This is a genomic window from Paenibacillus soyae (assembly GCF_024623455.1).
Taxonomy (GTDB): Bacteria; Bacillota; Bacilli; order Paenibacillales; family Paenibacillaceae; genus Pristimantibacillus; species Pristimantibacillus soyae.
The window spans coordinates 388,252-406,158 of sequence record NZ_JANIPJ010000002.1; the positions used below are offsets into that span (position 1 = coordinate 388,252).

General features: G+C 54.5%; 25 protein-coding genes. 9 read left to right on the forward strand and 16 right to left on the reverse strand.

Annotated elements, in window-relative coordinates:
- The first annotated feature begins 79 nt into the window (after positions 1-79).
- Complete coding sequence (locus NQZ67_RS04440; RefSeq protein WP_257443123.1) at positions 80-541, forward strand: DUF441 domain-containing protein; 462 nt, start codon at positions 80-82, stop codon at positions 539-541.
- Positions 542-620: 79 nt separating this feature from the next.
- On the opposite strand, the gene NQZ67_RS04445 is transcribed toward NQZ67_RS04440, so the two are convergent.
- The 5 genes from NQZ67_RS04445 to NQZ67_RS04465 form a co-directional block, all read right to left on the reverse strand.
- A complete protein-coding gene (locus tag NQZ67_RS04445) occupies positions 621-1,874 on the reverse strand; it encodes an aspartate kinase (protein WP_257443124.1) in 1,254 nt (417 codons plus the stop codon).
- A gap of 200 nt (positions 1,875-2,074) precedes the next feature.
- On the reverse strand, positions 2,075-2,632 hold the full coding sequence (gene efp, locus NQZ67_RS04450; RefSeq protein WP_257443125.1) for an elongation factor P: 558 nt from the start codon (positions 2,630-2,632) through the stop codon (positions 2,075-2,077).
- A 28-nt stretch (positions 2,633-2,660) separates the two neighbouring features.
- Positions 2,661-3,734 carry a M24 family metallopeptidase gene (locus NQZ67_RS04455; protein ID WP_257443126.1) on the reverse strand — a complete coding sequence of 358 codons (1,074 nt, stop codon included), beginning with the start codon at positions 3,732-3,734 and terminating at the stop codon, positions 2,661-2,663.
- A gap of 20 nt (positions 3,735-3,754) precedes the next feature.
- Positions 3,755-4,201 (reverse strand): type II 3-dehydroquinate dehydratase, encoded by a 447-nt coding sequence (gene aroQ, locus NQZ67_RS04460; RefSeq protein WP_257443127.1) that lies wholly within the window; start codon positions 4,199-4,201, stop codon positions 3,755-3,757.
- A gap of 91 nt (positions 4,202-4,292) precedes the next feature.
- Positions 4,293-4,805, reverse strand: a complete 513-nt coding sequence (locus NQZ67_RS04465) for a YqhR family membrane protein (RefSeq protein ID WP_257443128.1) — start codon at positions 4,803-4,805, stop codon at positions 4,293-4,295.
- Positions 4,806-5,047: 242 nt separating this feature from the next.
- Between NQZ67_RS04465 and NQZ67_RS04470 the strand changes: the two genes are divergently transcribed.
- Complete coding sequence (locus NQZ67_RS04470) at positions 5,048-5,962, forward strand: DUF1385 domain-containing protein (protein WP_371825268.1); 915 nt, start codon at positions 5,048-5,050, stop codon at positions 5,960-5,962.
- A gap of 24 nt (positions 5,963-5,986) precedes the next feature.
- Positions 5,987-6,313, forward strand: coding sequence for a hypothetical protein (locus tag NQZ67_RS04475; protein WP_257443130.1), 327 nt, complete (start codon positions 5,987-5,989; stop codon positions 6,311-6,313).
- Positions 6,314-6,388: 75 nt separating this feature from the next.
- Here NQZ67_RS04475 and mntR read toward each other — a convergent pair whose 3' ends face one another.
- Complete coding sequence (mntR, locus tag NQZ67_RS04480; protein WP_257443385.1) at positions 6,389-6,811, reverse strand: transcriptional regulator MntR; 423 nt, start codon at positions 6,809-6,811, stop codon at positions 6,389-6,391.
- Positions 6,812-7,035: 224 nt separating this feature from the next.
- On the opposite strand from mntR, the gene splB reads away from it, so the two are divergent.
- Positions 7,036-8,103, forward strand: a complete 1,068-nt coding sequence (gene splB, locus NQZ67_RS04485; RefSeq protein WP_257443131.1) for a spore photoproduct lyase — start codon at positions 7,036-7,038, stop codon at positions 8,101-8,103.
- Positions 8,104-8,114: 11 nt separating this feature from the next.
- On the opposite strand, the gene NQZ67_RS04490 is transcribed toward splB, so the two are convergent.
- The 10 genes from NQZ67_RS04490 to NQZ67_RS04535 form a co-directional block, all read right to left on the reverse strand.
- Positions 8,115-8,831, reverse strand: a complete 717-nt coding sequence (locus NQZ67_RS04490) for a cytochrome c biogenesis CcdA family protein (protein WP_257443133.1) — start codon at positions 8,829-8,831, stop codon at positions 8,115-8,117.
- A 35-nt stretch (positions 8,832-8,866) separates the two neighbouring features.
- Positions 8,867-9,673 (reverse strand): metal ABC transporter permease, encoded by an 807-nt coding sequence (locus NQZ67_RS04495; RefSeq protein ID WP_257443134.1) that lies wholly within the window; start codon positions 9,671-9,673, stop codon positions 8,867-8,869.
- Positions 9,657-10,481 carry a metal ABC transporter ATP-binding protein gene (locus NQZ67_RS04500; protein ID WP_257443135.1) on the reverse strand — a complete coding sequence of 275 codons (825 nt, stop codon included), beginning with the start codon at positions 10,479-10,481 and terminating at the stop codon, positions 9,657-9,659. The genes NQZ67_RS04495 and NQZ67_RS04500 overlap by 17 nt, the downstream gene beginning before the upstream one ends.
- Positions 10,482-10,545: 64 nt before the next feature.
- Positions 10,546-11,598 carry a metal ABC transporter solute-binding protein, Zn/Mn family gene (locus NQZ67_RS04505; protein WP_257443137.1) on the reverse strand — a complete coding sequence of 351 codons (1,053 nt, stop codon included), beginning with the start codon at positions 11,596-11,598 and terminating at the stop codon, positions 10,546-10,548.
- 207 nt (positions 11,599-11,805) lie between these two features.
- Positions 11,806-13,788, reverse strand: a complete 1,983-nt coding sequence (gene metG / locus NQZ67_RS04510; protein WP_257443139.1) for a methionine--tRNA ligase — start codon at positions 13,786-13,788, stop codon at positions 11,806-11,808.
- A gap of 350 nt (positions 13,789-14,138) precedes the next feature.
- A complete protein-coding gene (gene yidD, locus NQZ67_RS04515) occupies positions 14,139-14,360 on the reverse strand; it encodes a membrane protein insertion efficiency factor YidD (RefSeq protein WP_257443387.1) in 222 nt (73 codons plus the stop codon).
- 23 nt (positions 14,361-14,383) lie between these two features.
- Positions 14,384-14,821 (reverse strand): Fur family transcriptional regulator, encoded by a 438-nt coding sequence (locus NQZ67_RS04520; RefSeq protein ID WP_257443140.1) that lies wholly within the window; start codon positions 14,819-14,821, stop codon positions 14,384-14,386.
- A gap of 73 nt (positions 14,822-14,894) precedes the next feature.
- Positions 14,895-15,119, reverse strand: a complete 225-nt coding sequence (locus NQZ67_RS04525; protein ID WP_257443142.1) for a hypothetical protein — start codon at positions 15,117-15,119, stop codon at positions 14,895-14,897.
- Between the two features lie 13 nt (positions 15,120-15,132).
- Positions 15,133-15,333 carry a hypothetical protein gene (locus NQZ67_RS04530; protein ID WP_257443143.1) on the reverse strand — a complete coding sequence of 67 codons (201 nt, stop codon included), beginning with the start codon at positions 15,331-15,333 and terminating at the stop codon, positions 15,133-15,135.
- Between the two features lie 161 nt (positions 15,334-15,494).
- On the reverse strand, positions 15,495-15,920 hold the full coding sequence (locus tag NQZ67_RS04535) for an alpha-crystallin domain-containing protein (protein WP_257443144.1): 426 nt from the start codon (positions 15,918-15,920) through the stop codon (positions 15,495-15,497).
- Positions 15,921-16,059: 139 nt separating this feature from the next.
- Between NQZ67_RS04535 and NQZ67_RS04540 the strand changes: the two genes are divergently transcribed.
- Genes NQZ67_RS04540 through NQZ67_RS04560 form a run of 5 tightly spaced genes read left to right on the forward strand, consistent with a single transcriptional unit; the run spans position 16,060 to position 17,879 of the window.
- The gene (locus NQZ67_RS04540) at positions 16,060-16,293 is read left to right on the forward strand and encodes a spore germination protein (RefSeq protein WP_257443146.1); all 234 of its coding nucleotides are present in this window, start codon (positions 16,060-16,062) and stop codon (positions 16,291-16,293) included.
- Positions 16,290-16,493: a spore germination protein GerPB gene (locus NQZ67_RS04545; RefSeq protein ID WP_257443147.1), complete on the forward strand. Its 204-nt coding sequence runs from the start codon at positions 16,290-16,292 to the stop codon at positions 16,491-16,493. The genes NQZ67_RS04540 and NQZ67_RS04545 overlap by 4 nt, the downstream gene beginning before the upstream one ends.
- A gap of 40 nt (positions 16,494-16,533) precedes the next feature.
- Positions 16,534-17,217, forward strand: a complete 684-nt coding sequence (gene gerPC / locus NQZ67_RS04550) for a spore germination protein GerPC (RefSeq protein ID WP_257443148.1) — start codon at positions 16,534-16,536, stop codon at positions 17,215-17,217.
- 4 nt (positions 17,218-17,221) lie between these two features.
- Positions 17,222-17,446 carry a spore germination protein GerPD gene (locus NQZ67_RS04555; protein WP_306812687.1) on the forward strand — a complete coding sequence of 75 codons (225 nt, stop codon included), beginning with the start codon at positions 17,222-17,224 and terminating at the stop codon, positions 17,444-17,446.
- Positions 17,430-17,879, forward strand: a complete 450-nt coding sequence (locus tag NQZ67_RS04560) for a spore germination protein GerPE (RefSeq protein ID WP_257443149.1) — start codon at positions 17,430-17,432, stop codon at positions 17,877-17,879. Before NQZ67_RS04555 ends, NQZ67_RS04560 begins: the two co-directional genes overlap by 17 nt.
- Positions 17,880-17,907 lie beyond the last annotated feature (28 nt).

The following is a 17,907-nucleotide window of genomic DNA, read 5'->3' on the forward strand; positions in this document are numbered from 1 at the left end:
GGAGTGCCCGTCCATATAATGAGCGTAGGCCGCCCTTCAGAGGACGTGCCGTTCCACTCAAAGACGGGAGCACAGCGCTATGATTGGTGAACTTATTCTCGTAATCCTTATATTAGTTGGCGTGATAGGCCGATCTCCGATTCTGGCAACCGCAGCCTGCCTGCTGCTCGCCGTAAAGCTCGTTCATCTTGAACGCTATTTGCCGGCGATCGAACGACGGGGCTTGGAACTCGGCCTTCTTTTCCTGACGCTTAGCGTTCTCGTTCCTTTCGCAGCCGGCAGAATCCAACTCAAGGATTTTACAGCGATGCTTACATCCTGGCCTGGCATTCTGGCTTTAACGGGAGGCGCGCTGGCAACCTTCATCAACAGCAAAGGTCTGGATTTGCTCAAAAACGATCCCCAAATCGTGGTGGGTCTCGTCCTCGGGTCGATTATCGGCATCGTATTCCTCAGGGGCATCCCCGTCGGTCCGCTCATGGCGGCCGGCATCACGGTTATCCTGTACAAGCTGTTCAAAATGATAGGCGGCTCGCTTTGACCGCCTAATAGCACAAAAGGGTGTCCCGAGGGACACCCTTTCTTCTTGCGTTCACGCGAACGCTAGTATTGCTTCATCGTTATCTGCGTTCGGAAGGACCGCCTACGAACACCTGCTCCGCCGTATCCAGGCCGTAAGCCGTATGCAGCGCGCGCACGACGTCGTTCAGCGGCTCCGCCGTGATGACGCAAGATACTTTGATCTCCGAGGTGCTGACCATCTTGATGCTGACGCCCAGATCCGAGATCGCGGAGAACATCGTTGCCGCTACGCCAGGATTGCTGACCATGCCCGCGCCAACGATCGAAACCTTCACGAGTCCCGCTTCGGAGGTCGTCTCGCGATAAGGCACAACCGCGCGGATTCCTTCGATGACGCCGATCGCTTTGTCGCGATCGTCTCCCGATACGGTGAACGAGAAGTCGGCTTTGCCGTCTTGTACGCCGCTCTGAACGATCATGTCGACATCGATTCCGTTCCGGGCGAGCGCGCCGAATACGTTGGCCAGAACGCCAGGCACATCCTCGACGCCCATAATGCTGATTCTTGCTACGTTTTTGTCAAAAGCGATACCGCGAACGACCACGCCTTGTTCCATGACCGCATCCTCCTTCACACTCGTACCTTCGTTTTGAGTAAAGCTCGAGCGTACGACGAGCTTCACGTTATAATGCTTGGCATATTCCACGGCGCGCGGATGCAGGACTGCCGCACCCAAATTCGCCAGCTCGAGCATCTCGTCGTACGAAATCTCGTTCAGCTTGCGCGCGTTCTTGACGACGCGCGGATCCGTGGAATAAACGCCGTCCACATCCGTGTATATTTCGCAGACATCCGCTTGAAGCGCCGCGGCCAGAGCAACCGCCGTCGTATCCGAGCCGCCGCGGCCGAGCGTCGTGATTTCCCCGTCCGGGCTCATGCCCTGGAATCCGGCTACGACCGCGATGTTGCCCGCGCCAAGCGCTTCCGTTATCCGCTGCGGCTGAATGTCCGTAATTTTCGCTTTGCCGAACACGTTATCCGTTTGCATGCCGGCCTGCCACCCTGTGAACGACATCGCTTTGCCGCCCAAATGATGAATCGTCATAGAGAGCAATGCGATCGAAATCTGCTCTCCGACGGTAAGGAGCATATCCATCTCCCGGCTAGGCGGGTTCAGGCTCAGTCCCTTCGATTGGTCAATCAAATCGTCCGTTGTATCACCCATCGCCGAGACGACGACCACAATGTCATTGCCCTCTTGCTGCCGATCCAGTATACGTCTTGCCACGCGCTGCATTCTCTCCGGCGTACCGACAGAGCTGCCGCCGAACTTCATCACGATCAAAGACAAAGCTGCCTCACTCCCAACCTTGACATCTACATACAAGTTAATATTATAGCACAGGCGCCCGAAATCGGGTATAGATATGACCAAAAAAACATAGATGCCGCGCCGCGTTACCGCAATGAAGAGGAAATGGCCCGAAAACTAATAAAGCTGCCAGCATGCCGTAAACGGACATGCATGGCAGCTCTATGACTAACTTCGCCTTACGCTCTGGAAATATATTTGCCTTCGCGCGTATCGATGAGAAGCACGTCGCCTTCGTTGATGAACAGCGGCACTTGAACGTTCAGGCCCGTCTCGACCTTCGCGCTTTTCGTGGCGCCTTGAGCCGTGTTGCCTTTAACGCCCGGCTCGGTCTCGATAACTTTCAAGTCGACGCTGTTCGGCATTTGGATACCGAGAATTTCGCCTTGGTAGCTCGAGATGTTCACGTTCATGTTTTCCTTCAGGAAGTTCAGCTCCCACTCCAGCTGGCTCTTGTCCAGGTTGAACTGGTCAAACGTTTCGTTGTCCATGAACGTATATTCGGAACCCGAGTTATACAAGTATTGAACCGCTCTGTTCTCGATTTGCGCGCGGCCGATCGTCTCGCCTGCGCGGAATGTTTTCTCTACGACGTTGCCGTTGCGGAGGTTTTTCAGCTTGGAGCGCACGAATGCGGCGCCTTTGCCCGGCTTCACGTGCTGGAAGTCCAGAACGGTGAAGATGTCATTGTCCACTTGGACGGTTAAGCCTGTTTTAAAATCGTTTACTGAAATCATTGCTGATTCCCTCCTGAATGTGGTGTGCCTATCCCAGGCAGATCAGGTCTTTCGGGGATGAGGTCAATATTTTAATACCGGATTCCGTGATCACGATGTCATCCTCGATGCGTACGCCGCCGAAGCCGGGGACGTAGATGCCAGGTTCAACCGTAACGGTCATGCCGGGGGTTAAAATCGTGTCGCTAAGCCTGGACAGACGCGGCGCTTCGTGAATTTCCATTCCGAGACCATGTCCCGTGCCATGTCCGAAGTTGTCGCCATAGCCGTATTTGGCAATGATATCGCGGCAAAGCACGTCCGCTTCCAGACCGGACATACCCGGACGGATATGCTCCAGGGCGTGAAGTTGCGCTTCCAGCACGATGTTGTAAATCTCCTTGTGCTTCTCGCTCGGCTTGCCGATGACGACGGTGCGCGTCAAATCCGAGCAATATCCGTTGTAATAGGCGCCGAAGTCCAGCTTCACGAACTCGTCGACCCCGATCAAGCGGCCGCTCGCCACGCCGTGAGGCAGCGCCGAACGTTCGCCCGAAGCGACGATCGTATCGAAGGAGGAGCTCGTAGCCCCGTGGCTTCGCATGAACACTTCCATCTCCAGTGCGATATCCGTTTCCCTCATGCCCGTCGCGAGAACGCCGGTAATGTGCTTGAATGTGCGGTCGGCTAAGTCAGCGGCTTCCTGCATGATCTGCAGCTCCGCCTCGTCCTTGATCATTCTCAGCTTCTCGACAAGCCCCGCGGCCGGTACCAATTCGATTCCGCCAAGCAAGCCGCCCCACTGGATGAATTCGCCGTAGCTGACATGCTCCTGCTCGAAACCAAGCTTGCGAATGCCCGACTTCTCCAGAAGCGCGCGAATTTCTTCGAGCGGGCTGGTGCCGTGCTCGATGACTTGAAATCCGGTTAACTGTTCCGCCGCCTGCACACGGTAGCGGAAGTCGGTCAAAAAGTAGCTCTCCGCCGACGTGATCAGCGCATATCCCGCGGAACCCGTAAATCCGGTAATATACCTCCTATTGTACGGGCTGGCGATTAACAGAGCCTCTAATCCTTTCTCGTCCAGCAGCCCACGCAGCTTCTTCACTCGATCGATTGTCATCCCTGCTCACTCCTTCATTCCTAGCTGCTCTTCTGTCCGAGCAATCGCGCCAGCTCGCTTAAAGCCATCAGATAGCCGTTCGAGCCAAAGCCCGCGATCTGCCCGACGGCGATCGGCGCGACCACCGAGTGATGCCTGAACGCTTCCCTCTTGTGGATGTTCGACAAATGCACCTCGATAACCGGCAGCGAGACCGCACCGAGCGCGTCGCGTATAGCATAGCTGTAATGCGTCCATGCGCCGGGATTAATGACGATTCCGTCTTCCTGGCCGTAGGCGCTATGTATGCGGTCGATCATTTCGCCCTCGTGATTCGTCTGGAAGAACGACACTTGGACGCCAAGCTCGTCCGCCCGCTCCATTACCATGTTCTCGATGGCGGCCAGCGTTTCGCTGCCGTAAACGCCGGGCTCTCTAATGCCTAACATGTTCAGGTTAGGACCGTTAAGTACTGCGATTCTGAGCATGCCAGCACCTCCCAAGCAACTCTCATTTGCGCTATCGTCCAAGATCATTAGACATTTTACCACAAATGTCCTCCGCTTGAGAAGTAACAACTCAACTCTTCGCCGTCATCGGCTCCCTGGACGCTTCGTCGTTGAATTCGAAAGCAATGGAATAACCAATAAATACTCCCCAGACCGTGAAGATGCAAGCCTCGGTAAAGATCGTATTCCAGCCGATTTCGTTCAGCCATCCGGTAATGCCGAGCAGCGGTCCAATACCCGCAAAGATAACAGCCCACCAGATCAAGCCGTAGAAAATCCCCGCCCAAGGACCTCTCAGCTTGCCCAGCGCGACCTTATACAATAAAGCCGCTATGATCGAGAATACGATAAAGCTTGCGATGCCGATTACGATGCCCCAGCCCGCGCGCAGAAAGCTCTGTTCGAAGAAATTATCCGCCAAAAAACCCGGAAGCACCTTCGTAAAGTTCATCTCGTAACAAATCCAGCGCAGCACGCAGAAGAACAAGCCCGCAAAAAAACCGATCTCCATCGGATATAACCATGGGTTGGTTCGATGCTTCTTCTCCGTGTCATTCAATTTGGACCTTGCTTGGATATTCATTCCGTTCTCTCCTTTTGTACTTCCGATTTGCGATTACATTGTAACTATCCACTAACAGCAATCTACCGCTAGTATGTGACGATTCAGCCGGATTTTAACCGTTCGGCCGTGACGTGCATTTGATGGTCAGATCAAGTACAATAGCAATATAACCGAATAGAAGAACTATCAAGGAAGGTGGCACTAACTTGTCTCAAGATCCACGGAATATTTATGGCGGACAAGCCGTCATCGAAGGCGTCATGTTCGCGGGGAAACACGTGAACGTTACGGCTGTCAGGCGCAAGAACGATGAAATCGTCTTTTACGAGGTCCCTCGCAAAACTTACCGCTGGATGCAGCCGCTCAAGAAAATCCCGTTCGTACGCGGTGTCGCCGGCATACTCGATTCCAGCGCCAAGGGCTCCCAGCACCTTAATTTCTCCATGGAGAAGTACGCGGAGGATGAAGCGGAAGAAGAGCAAGCCCAGACCGCAGCCGCTCCGCCGCCGCCCGACATAACCAAGAAGAGCGGCTTCAGCGCAGGGATGATCGTCAGCGTAGCCGTTGCGGGAGTGCTTTCCTTTATAGCGGGTAAAGTGATCTTCACCGGCGTGCCGGCCATATTGGAATCTTTGCTGTTCGAGGGGTTATTCGAGAATAAGGTCGGTCATAATTTATTAGAAGGACTCATCAAAATCATCATGCTGCTGGCTTATCTTTATTTTATCTCGTTAACGCCTCTTATTAAGCGTCTGTTCCAGTACCATGGAGCCGAGCATAAAGTAATCAGCGCATACGAAGCGGGTGAAGAGCTGACGGTGAACAACGTGCAGAAATACAGTCGGCTTCATTACCGCTGCGGCTCCAGCTTCATTATATTTACGGTCATTGTGGGCGTCGTCATTTATTCGCTTCCCGTATTCACATGGGAAACGATATGGGAGCGGGTCGTCATTCGTCTGGCGCTGCTGCCTCTTGTGCTCGGGGTCTCCTATGAAGTATTGCGGATCACGAACGCGATGAGGGATTTGCCCGTTCTGCGTTACCTCGGCTATCCGGGGCTGTGGCTGCAGCTGCTCACGACCAAAGAACCGAAGGACGACCAAGTAGCCGTATCCATCGCTTCCTTCAACAGAATGCGAGAGCTCGACCGCCAAATATCCCAAACTTCCTGATAGGATCGGAAAGGCGTGATGAACATGTTCAATCGCGGAAAGCGTGCGGGCAAGTGGAATGCAGCGGCAGTAATCGTCCTTGTCCTATTCGTGATCGGCCTCATTGTGGGACTGCGAGATAATCTTCTCCAGTTGCTCCTGCCGATCGTCATCCTTGGAGGAATCTTCCTCCTATACAAATATCCTCCTTCCTTTCTCGGAGGCGCTCGAGGCGGCCGGAAGCATGCGCACGTCACGCAATCCCGCCCTTCAGCAACCAAACCCAAATCCAGCCGTCCCCGCTCCAAGAATGTCCCGTTCCGGGTCATTGAAGGCGGCAAGGACGACGATGATCTCCCCAAATATCATTAAAAAGAAGAAGGTCAGAGGAGCCATTCGCTCCGCTGACCTTCTTCTTTTGTCCGTGTGCCGCATGCACGCTATGTATTATTCCGTTTCCATCACGGAGCGAAGAGCTTTCAGCTCGTCCAATCTGGAGCTGTCCCTCCGGAAGTATTCGACCAGCGTCTCGATGCAGGTTATCGAATCCCAGCTCAGATGATGCTCGATGCCTTCCACGTCCTTGTATATATTCTCTTCCTGGACGCCGATCGTTTCCAAAAACGATTCGAGCAGATGATGGCGGTCGACAAGCCTCTTCCCCATCTTTTTTCCTTTATTGGTGAGAACAAGTCCCCTGTATTTCTCGTAAATAAGGTAGTTATCCTTATCCAGCTTCTGAATCATCTTCGTGACGGAGGACGGATGAACCTCAAGCCCTTCCGCTATATCGGATACGCGAGCATATCCTTTCTCGTCGATTAATTTATAGATTCGTTCCAAGTAGTCTTCCATGCTTGGAGTCGGCACCTTAGAACCCCCTAACCTTGCTTCTTCACCCAGTTGCCTCGGCGTTACTCTAAGTATCATACACTGTTCCTCCTCCCGACTGCAACCCGCCGCCGCTATTCATTGGCAGAATGCGGATGGTCTAAGCCCACTTTCCAGACTACGAGTTGCCGGCATCACGCACACTAAAACGTGATTTTTTATAACCGTTTTCCGAGCTGGATTCCATTATAGGGGGTACTTTCATGACCCAGCAATTAGTAGAACGTCCGCGCGTCGACCGGTCCGCGCTATCCTTTGTGCCGGAGCTCGTCTATTTCGAGCCCGCGGCGCTCGATTATCCGAAAGGACGTCGAATTTATGATTGGGTGAACAAGGAAGGCATACCTTACCGGATGACGACCTCCCACAACCGCATCACCAACCTGCCTGGGGACACGGAGCTGGAGCAATATAAAATCGCCAAGCGTACGCTGGTTGTCGGGCTGCGCAAGACGCTCAAGTTCGACACCTCGAAGCCTTCCGCGGAATACGCGATTCCGATCGCGACCGGCTGCATGGCGCATTGCCATTATTGCTATTTGCAGACGACGCTGGGCGCCAAGCCGTATATACGCGTATACGTCAACATCGACGATATCTTGGACGCCGCGCAAGGCTACATTGACGAGCGCGCTCCCGAAATCACGAGATTCGAAGCGGCGTGCACTTCGGATCCCGTCGGTCTCGAGCCCATTACGGGCAGCCTACGGGAGCTTATCGAATACATGGGAAAGCAGCCTCTGGCCCGTCTGCGGTTCGTGACGAAGTTTCATCACGTCGATTCGCTGCTGGACGCGAACCATAACGGCCATACGCGCATTCGATTCAGCGTGAACAGCAAATACGTAATCAAGCATTTTGAGCCTTCCACCTCTAGATTCGAGCAGCGGATCGAGGCCGCAGCGAAATGCGCCGCCGCCGGGTACCCCATCGGGTTTATTATCGCTCCGATTATTTGGCACGACGGCTGGGAGGAAGGCTATGCCGAGCTGATTGCCGAGCTCGACAAAGCGCTGCCGAAGGACGCCAGGGAGAATCTCACCTTCGAGCTGATCCAGCATCGATTCACGAGTACCGCCAAAAACGTCATCGAGAAGCGGTACCCGAAAACGAAGCTCGAGATGGACATCGAAAAAAGAAAATACAAATGGGGCCGCTGGGGACAAGGCAAATACGTATACCCCGATGAACAAGCAGACGCGCTCCGCTTATTCATATCGGAGCGCGTCTTCCATCATTTCCCGGAGGGGAAAATCGAATATTTTACCTAGCGTGGTAAATGCTAAAACTTCATCCATTCCGGCGTCATCATGTTCAGCCATATGGTGATTTTCGTCATTTGGTCCGAGAAGAGAAGGATACCCATCAAAATCATGACGGCTCCTCCGATTTTCATGACGACCGCGGAATATTTGAGGATCCATCTTGCGGTTCCGAGGAAAAAAGCGAGCACGAAAAACGGTATCGCGAATCCAAGCGCATAGGCGGATGTCAAACTGAACCACGTACCAGGCTCGGAGGCCGCAAGGCCGAGAATGGCCGTAAGCGCAGGGCCGATGCATGGCGTCCAGCCCGCCGAAAATCCGATTCCGAATATAAACGATCCGGCATAGCTGGCCTTTTTCGGGACATAATCCATTCTCCGTTCCTTCATCAGAAGGCTCGGCTGGAAGATGCCCATGAGGAATAATCCCATCAATATAATAAGAATCGCCGATAATTGCCGGATTAGCTGATTGTATTCGCTGAAGAACTCGCTGAATACGTTCGTCCCGTAGCCGAGCGTATAGTAAACCGTACAAAAGCCGAGAACGAAAAACAACGTGTGCGTCAACATGAGCATGCGTTTTTTGGCTGTCATCTGCTGCGTATCTTTCAGCTCCGAGACGGAAATGCCGGTTATGTACGATAAATACGAGGGATAAAGCGGCAAGCAGCAGGGCGATACAAAGGAAGCAAAGCCTGCTCCGAACGCCAGCCATATGTTAATGTCGGTCATTCCCCTATTACACCCCTTTAGATCGTTACTAGTTCCTACCCTCCAAGCCGAAAGCCCCTTCTGACGAGAAGCAAAATCAGCAGCAGAGCGATAAGCAGCAAGACGATGGTGCCGCCCGGAGCCAAATTCCAGACGCCGGCGATCAGGAGGCCCGCGATGACGGCGAATTCGCCGATTGCGATAACCGTCATGAGACTTTGCTTGAAGCTTCGCGCGATAATCAGGCTGCAGGCAGCCGGAATCGTCAGAAGAGCCGATACGAGCAGCGCGCCGACGATCTTGATCGCAACGCTGATCACTAAGGCCGTAAGCACGCTAATCATAACATTATAGAATCGGACGGGCAAGCCGCTCACCGATGCCGCTTCTTCGTCAAAGGTGATAAGAAACAGTTCTTTCGACTGCGAAATAATGACGATCAATACGACAGCCGTGACGCCGCCGATCGTATACAGATCCACATTGTCCAGCGTATAGATGCTGCCGAATAGATAGCTGTTCACATCCATCATGCTGTCGCCGGCCGTGAATAGAATCGAAGCAAGACCGATTCCGCCGGCCATAATAATGGCGAGCGACAGCTCGGCGTACGCTTTATAAGCTTTCCGAAGCTTCTCGATCGCGAACGAAGCCGCAATCGCGAACAGCAGTCCCATCGCGATCGGATAGACGCCGACGATAAATCCGAGCGCCACGCCGGCGATGGCCACATGCGACAGCGTGTCTCCGATCATGGACAGCCGGCGCAGCACGAGAAAAAAACCCATAAGCGGCGCCGTGATGCCGATCAGCAGTCCGCCGATTAAAGCTCTTTGAAAAAATTCGCTAGTAACGATCTCCAACCGTAACGACCTCTCTCCCGCTCTCCATCCGCGCCCTTAAGCCTTTGAGACTATGCGCCAGATTGCTCTCGACGCAATCCTGGGTATCGTGCGAATGGCGGATATAAAATTTCAGCTTGCCGGCCGAAGCCGCAGGCTCTTGCCCCAGGTACCCGCGAATCATCTCCATGTCATGGGAGACCATTAGGAACGTCATATTATGATGCTGATGCATATGCTTGATCATGTGGAAAAAGTTTTCCTGCGTCTCGGAGTCAATCCCGACGGTCGGTTCGTCCAAGATGAGCAGGGAAGGATTGTTAATTAGCGCCCGCGCCAGGAATACTCTTTGCTGCTGGCCTCCGGACAGCTGACCGATCTTCTTGTCGCTTAGATCGATAATACCCATCGCGTCTAGAGCGTCGTCCGCCTTCGATTGAACCGCTTTGGACAGCCTCCGAAACATATTTTTTCGGCCATACAGCCCGGACAGGACGACCTCGCGCACGGTAGCCGGGAATTGCGGATTCAGGGCGTTCTTCTGCGGGACGTAACCAATACGATCCCAATCCTTGAATGACTGCACAGGCTGCCCGAACAAACGGATTTCTCCCGCGCTCGGCTTTAGAAGTCCTACGATCATGCGCAGCAGCGTCGTTTTGCCTGCTCCGTTCGCTCCGATCAGACCGATAAAATCCCGTTCTTTGACCCCGAAGCTGACATCTTGCATAACCAGCTTCTGTTGATAAGAGAACGAGACCCGGTCAACGCTGATGACCTCGTTATGGCAGCTTTCGGCTGCTCTGTTGTTTGGTTTGATAACCGACAATTGCCTCTCTCCTCACAGCAATAAAAATGGAGCTGAGGTCAGCTCCGTAAACAAACGGTCTATATTATTGTAAGGCTTGGATCAAATTTTGCAAGTTTCGTTCCATCAGCGACAAATACGTCTCCCCGGCTTTCTCCTGCTCCTTCGTGAGCCCCTCGAGCGGATTCAGCACCATCGTCTCCACATCCGCTTCGTTCGCCAGCGTTCTTGCGAGCTGATCCGATACGAGCTCCTCGAAGAAAATATATCGAACGCCGTTCTCCTCGACGAATTTCGCAATCTTGAGCAGGTCCTGCGCCTTCGGCTCCGCTTCAGGGCTGAGTCCCATGATGGACACCTGATTTAAGCCGTAGTCCCTCGCCAAGTAACCGAACGCCTGATGGGAGACAACCAAGTTTTTCTGCGTGACGGCAGACAGCGCGGCTTCGTAGTCGGCATCCAGCTTCTTGAGCTTGCCGAGCAAAGCCTCGAAGTTCGCTTCGTAATCATCCTTATGCGCGGCATCCGCTTCGACCAGGCTGTTCTTCACGTTCTCGGCCAGGATGATCGCCGATTTCGGGCTTACCCATGTATGAGGATCGATGGCATGCGAATGCCCCTCCTCCTCGTGGGAGTGCTCTTCCTCCTCGTGCGCATGCTCCTCATGTGCCTCGCCCTCTTCGTCTCCGTCCAGAAGCGGAATGCCGACGCTCATTTCTTGGACCGCGACGCCGCTGTCGTCCGACAAGCCTTTCTGGAAGGTTTCGATCCATTGCTCGAGCCCCGCTCCATGGTATAGAAGCAGCTGCGCGCTTGAAGCTTCGCTTAAATCGCGGCTCTTCGGCGTCCAGTCATGCGGCTCTACGCCCGCGGCGACCAAATTGACCACTTCTGCGTGCTCTCCGCCGATTTCCTTGGCCAAAAAATAAAGCGGATAGAAGCTCGTTACCACTTTCAAAGACGGATCCGCAGCTTGCACGTCTTCGTTGTCGGGCGCATTCGTTGATTCCTGCACTGTATTTGTTACGGTTACCGCATTCGCGTCATTCCCGTTATTTCCGCCGCAGCCTGCAAGCGCCAGCGCCATCACGGCCGTAATCGCCGCGGCCGCGCTTTTTTTCATGCCAGAAGATTTCATCTAAGTACACTCCGTCTCTCTTTTTAGTAATCGTTACTATTACGTTTAGTATTATAAGACGCCTCTATTACCCTGTCAACCAACTTTTATTCGCCTGCAGCCGAATGATACGTTCAGTATAGTCAAACCTATTCATTCTTATGTCGCCAAAAAAGCCGTTCCTGATCTGCTGTATACAGAACAGGAACGGCTTATTCAGGTTATTGTTTATTTCACGATCGCGCCGTTCGGCATGCCGTCTGGCACGGTCGCGAGCGTCAGCTGGTCGCCATGGGATGCGGCAAGAATCATCCCTTGCGACATCTCGCCTCTCAGCTTCACGGGCTTCAGGTTCGTGACGCAGATGACCTTGCGCCCAACAAGCTCCTCCGGCTTGTAGAACTTGGCGATGCCGGATACGACTTGACGTTTCTCGTAGCCCAGATCGAGCTGCAGCTTAAGCAGCTTATCCGCTTTCGGCACCGGCTCCGCGGCCAGCACCTGCGCGACCCGAAGCTCGACCTTGGCGAAATCGTCGATGCCGATTTCTTCTTTGTCCGAAGGCGCGGGAGCCGCCTCGGCGCCTTGCTCGGCCGCTGGCGCCGCTTCGGCTTGCGGCTTCACGCCTCCGCTCATCGAGGCAGCGATAAAGGCCGCCTCCGCTTCCATTTCGAGTCTCGGGAAGATCGGATCGCCTTTGGCCACTTTCGTGCCGCCAGGGATCCGCCCGAACGTCTCCATGCTTTCCCACGAGGTCAGCTTCCCTTGCTCAACGCCGAGCTGTCTCCATATCTCGATCGGGGCATGGGTCAGGAAAGGCTGCAGCATGATGGAGATCATCCGCAGCGATTCCGCCAGATGATGCATGACGGAAGCAAGCTCCTTCTTCTTCGCCTCATCCTTCGCCAGCGCCCAAGGCTGCGTCTCGTCGATGTACTTATTCGTTCTGCTGACGAACTGCCACAAGGATGACAGCGCAACGGAAAATTCCATACGTTCAAGCGCGTCTTCAACCGCTGTAACAGTTCCAACAGCATGAGACGCAACCTGTGCGCAATATGGCGTCACAGCACCAGGATACTCCGGCACCGCTCCGTCAAAATATTTGTCGATCATCGCGATCGTCCGGTTAAGCAGGTTGCCCAAATCGTTGGCTAGATCGAAGTTGATCCGCTCCACGAAGTTTTCCGGCGTGAACGCGCCGTCCGCTCCGAAGGGCACCTCGCGAAGCAGGTAATACCGAAGGGCGTCCAGGCCGAAACGGTCGATCAGCACGACAGGGTCAATGACCGTTCCTTTGGATTTGGACATTTTCCCTTCCTTCGTCAGCAGCCAACCGTGGGCGAATACCTTCTTCGGCAGCGGCAGTCCAAGCGCCATCAGCATGATCGGCCAATAAATCGTATGGAAGCGCACGATTTCCTTGCCGACCAGATGAACGTCCGCCGGCCAGAACTGCTTATATTTGCCGTCCCCGCCTTCTTGGCCGTAGCCAAGCGCCGTAATATAGTTCGAGAGCGCGTCAATCCAGACATAGATGACGTGCTTCGGATCTCCCGGCACCTTGATGCCCCAATCGAAGGTCGTCCGCGATACGGCCAAATCCTCGAGTCCCGGCTTGATGAAATTGTTGATCATTTCGTTTTTGCGGGATTCGGGCTGAATAAACTCCGGATTTTCTTCATAATGCTGAAGCAAGCGGTCCGCGTATTTGCTCATGCGGAAGAAATAGCTCTCCTCCTTCACAAGCTCGACCGGACGCCCGCAATCCGGGCATTTGCCGTCCGTCAGCTGCCGCTCCAGGAAAAACGATTCGCAAGGCGTGCAGTACCAGCCTTCATATTCGCCTTTGTAGATGTCGTCCTGCTCAAGCAGCTGCCGGAAAATTTTTTCTACGACGGTTTTATGGCGTTCCTCCGTGGTCCGGATGAAATCGTCGTTCGAAATTTCCAGCTTGCTCCACAGCTCCTTGATGCCAACGACGATATCGTCGACGAACTGCTGCGGCGTCTTGTCCTTCTCCTTCGCCTTGCGCTCGATCTTCTGGCCGTGCTCGTCCGTGCCCGTCAAATACCAGACGTTATAACCGCGGAGCCTCTTGTAGCGAGCCATCGCGTCGCCGGCTACCGTCGTGTAAGCGTGGCCGATATGCAGCTTGTCGCTCGGATAATAAATCGGGGTCGTAATATAAAACGATTTGTCCTTCGCCATTCCCATAACCTCCTTAATTGTCTAAAAAACGCAAAAAACTCCCGTCCAACATGGGACGAGAGCATGAACTCACGTGGTGCCACCCAACTTCCGGCCGTCCGCGCACGCGCGGGAGCCGCTTCATTCGCCGTCCAAAGGACGGCAGCCGTCCTTAACGCGGACGTTACGCCATGCCCTTACCGCCGCCTCTCGGCCGGCTCGAACACGGTGCCTCCCGGACCATCTTCCAGCTTCGTCCCTTGCCGGCTTTCACCGCCCTGCCCGGCTCTCTGCGAAGGGTGCTCCGCTGTACTCATCCATTCATTGGCTGTTGCTATTTCCTAAAATATAACGAATTCGTTCCCCCGATGTCAAGGCAGCTTCTCCGGTACGGGATCATAGCCCCCGGGATGGAACGGATGGCATTTGGCAATCCGCCTCGCGGCTAGCCAAGCTCCCTTCCCCGCCCCATGGCGTTCAATCGCCTCCAGCGCGTAGGCCGAGCAGGTGGGATAGAAGCGGCAGGTCGGCGGCTTCAAAGGAGAAATGACCTTCCGGTACATATGAATCGGCGCTTTCGCGACTCTCTTCAGCACGGTGCTGCTTGATCGCTCCGTCACGACGGGCTCGCGGCCGATTCTTCCTGGGCGCAATCCTTGCAATAGCCGAACACCTCGAATTTATGCTTCACGACGCGGAAGTCCTGGGGCACCGCCGTCTGCTCCATCGGGCAGAAAGTGATCGGATACGTATGCCCGCATTGCAGGCAAATCATATGATGATGGTGATGCTCTTCCCGGCAGTGAAGCTTAAACTTCACTCCCTCTTCGAACATAACCTGCTCTAGCACGCCTAGCTCCTCCATGACCCGCAGGTTCCGATATACGGTATCGAAGCTGAGGCCGGAATACGTTTTTCCCATATATTCATAGACATCCTTCGGCGACAGGTAACCCGGCGTGTCGGCGAACAGCTTGGCAAGCGTCTTTCGTTGATCCGTCACGCGCAGGCCCCGATTCGACATTCGCCCGACGATTTCTTCTACTGTATGCATGGCCGATCCTCCGAAAAAAATAAGATTCTCTTCTCATAATGCCGAAAAAAGGAGCTCTCGTCAATGAGAGCCCCTAACCGTTCAACTTCATATTCACGACGAAGGCCGCGCACATCCCCGCGAACAGAAGGACGGAGACCGCCGCCAGCACGTTCCTTCGGCGCGTCAATACGGCCATTCGCTCCGCGGATACCTCCTGGAGCTTCCCGATCGTAACCGCCCTCTGCATGAACAGGCAGACGATAAGCGCCGCAACAAACAACATATTCACAACAAACCAAACCGCTGTCCAGAACAAATCCATACCTCCGCTATACGTACCATTTGTTCAAGATGAACATAAACACGCTGAAGCTTACGATCGCTCCCGCGAAGCAAAACCAGCCGAACTTAAATTTTTGCTGGAACATCCGGAGAATGCCCAGGCTGAGCAAGCCGAAAATGAGCAAAAGAAAAACGACGCCGAGTATAAATAACGAAGCAGATACGCTGCTTACATCTACCAACGACACAAAACGACACCCCTTATGGACACGATAGGTACACTTCACTAGCCATTATAAGGGAAGCCTTGTCCATTATCCAGCCGTAGGGCGTAATAAATACGGTCGATTTCGTGACAAAACGCCGATCGGGCAGGAAACAATCGCTGCACCCTGCCGAGCCGCCGTCATTACCAATGTATCGTATGCTCATGAAACGCGCGGCTCCCCGCCCGTTTGCGAAGCTTCACATGCAAGGTGCCTTCCTTAACGCTCGCCCGGCAAACCTTCGGCTTGACCAGCTTCGGCAGCTTGATCAGCTCATGCTTGCCGCCGGGCAGCCCTTCGACGCGAACGGCGTCCTCCCTCACGAATAAGCGCAAGGCGCCATAATCCGTTCCGGGCGGAAGCTTCAGCGTGACTCCGATATATTGTTTCGATTCCGTCGCGCGGGCGGCGCCGGTTCCCGTTATGCGTCCGGCGATTTCGGGCAGCGACTTGGTCATCATTCGCCTGACGAACTTCTCCACCCAATCCGGCTCCCGCAGCACCTCGAAGCCTCTCGGCAGCTGCTGCCCCTCCATCCATCGCTCCAGATCATCCCAATTCGAAGACATATCGCGTTCACCACCTTCTACAGCGTCCCCAATCAGCATATGCGAATGCCTAGCAATAGGATACATTCCGCCAAGTCACCACTGGGCGAATGCCGCATAGACTATAGGAGAAACGATTATGATTTGGGAGTGATACGCTATGCCGGCCGTCGTCGGTTTTGTCAAAGTCGTAAGTGTAGGTTCCGGCTCCATCGTGCAATTCGGCGATACGCTTCAAGCGTCGCCTTCCAGCAACTCCAAAACCTATGCGGGCTCCGGCTCCTTCTTGACCGGCAGCCTGACGAATTCCAATAATGCCGTCAGCGCCACCAACTCGCTCGACCCGGATCTTCAGGACAACGTGAACGTGCCGAACGGAGCGAACATCGTATGAGCCTGACGATCTATCAGACCATTACGATCAAGCAATTGCGCGTGGACAGCGTATCGAACAGCTCGGTTCTGCAGGTAGGCAGCTCCGGTTCGATCCGTTCGTTATCCCAGCTATACAACACCGGCGGATTCACGGAGCCCGCTCCCCAGCTTGGGGGAGACAATCCGTTGTCCTTCGTGCCGCTGCCGAACCCCGCGTAGATCCGCCAATGCCGCCGGCGAATGAGAGGAGCGTGCCAAGATGAAAGACGATAACCAGCTCTCGCCCTGGGAGGTTTGGTCCTATCAAGTGCAGCAAAAGCTCAAATCGCAAGACGAACGGATCGCGGCGCTTGAAGCTGCGCTTCGGGAGCTGACCGCCCGTCTGAAGAAGCTGGAGGAGAAACCGAAGTATACGATCGAGAACATTCAGTATCACTTCGATCAGCTGAAGGTCGAGAAATTGGAGGGCACGCTCAACATCGGGATGTCCGCTCCCGAACTCGAAGCGGCGAATAACGGGGAAAACGAGAACGGGGAATCCACGCAAAATGTCGATCAGCTGTCCGTCGGCGAGGGCAACGTCTTCCCGGCGGCCGATCCCATCGATGCGCAGCCGGACGCCGCATACCAAGATGTAATGGGCAGACTTGAACGCTTCCTGGAATCGGAAGCGAACCAGCTTATTCTGAACCAAGAGCAAACATTGGAGCTGCCGCTGGATCCGCATCATCGGCGGATTATTATTGAAGATATCCGCAAGCAATTGCCGCCGCGCATTCAATTCTACATGCAGGCGAATCAGCAAGGCGGGCAAGACCCGTCGTTGCTATATCCCGATCTGATGACCGAACGCGTCTATGCCAAAACGAGGAGAGACGCGGAAACGGCCATTTGCGCCTATCTCCAAAGGCTGAAGTCGGGAAATCCGAGTAACGGAGGATAAACGCATGATCCGATTTCATGTGACGAACCACTCGCTCGCCGTCGGTCAAATCGAAGTGCTTGGCGTATCGAGCGCCTCCATGCTGCAAGTCGGCGATACCGACAACGTCATGCTGTATTCGATGTTCGACACCCCCCCGGAGTCGGTCATCGTAGGTCCGCTCGCGCCGTTCCCGTCGCCGGAAGGCGCCGATACCGCAATAGGCGAGTCGAATGTCCAAGATGACTAGCGCCTCGTTTCCGCCGCGCACCTCCCAGGTTGGCGTGTTATGCATCATCAGCGCGGCGTCGGCGGCAGCCGTGCAGCTTGGAGACCGGGGGGAGACTCGGGCGAAGCTGCGCGCGCTCGCCGTGCAGCGCCAAGAAGACCACACCGAATCCGGAAACGTTTATTTCGAATCGTATCCGCTTTTCAGAAGACCCTATCCCGTTCTGCGCGATCCGGTTGCCGAGTCCGGAGCGCTTATTGAAACCCGATTCGAGAACGCGGAGCCTTGCATTCGCGTCGGATGCATCCGCATCATCGCCGCGGGCAACGCGTCCAGCGTGCAGATCGGCAACGGCAAGCTGGTCAGCGGCGATTCGAGAATCAAGCATATCCGGCAATATCCGAAGCAGCAGCCGGACGGGCAGTCGCCCGATGGGCAGGATAAGGAGACGTAGCGCAAGCCGATAACACGAAAAAAGGCTG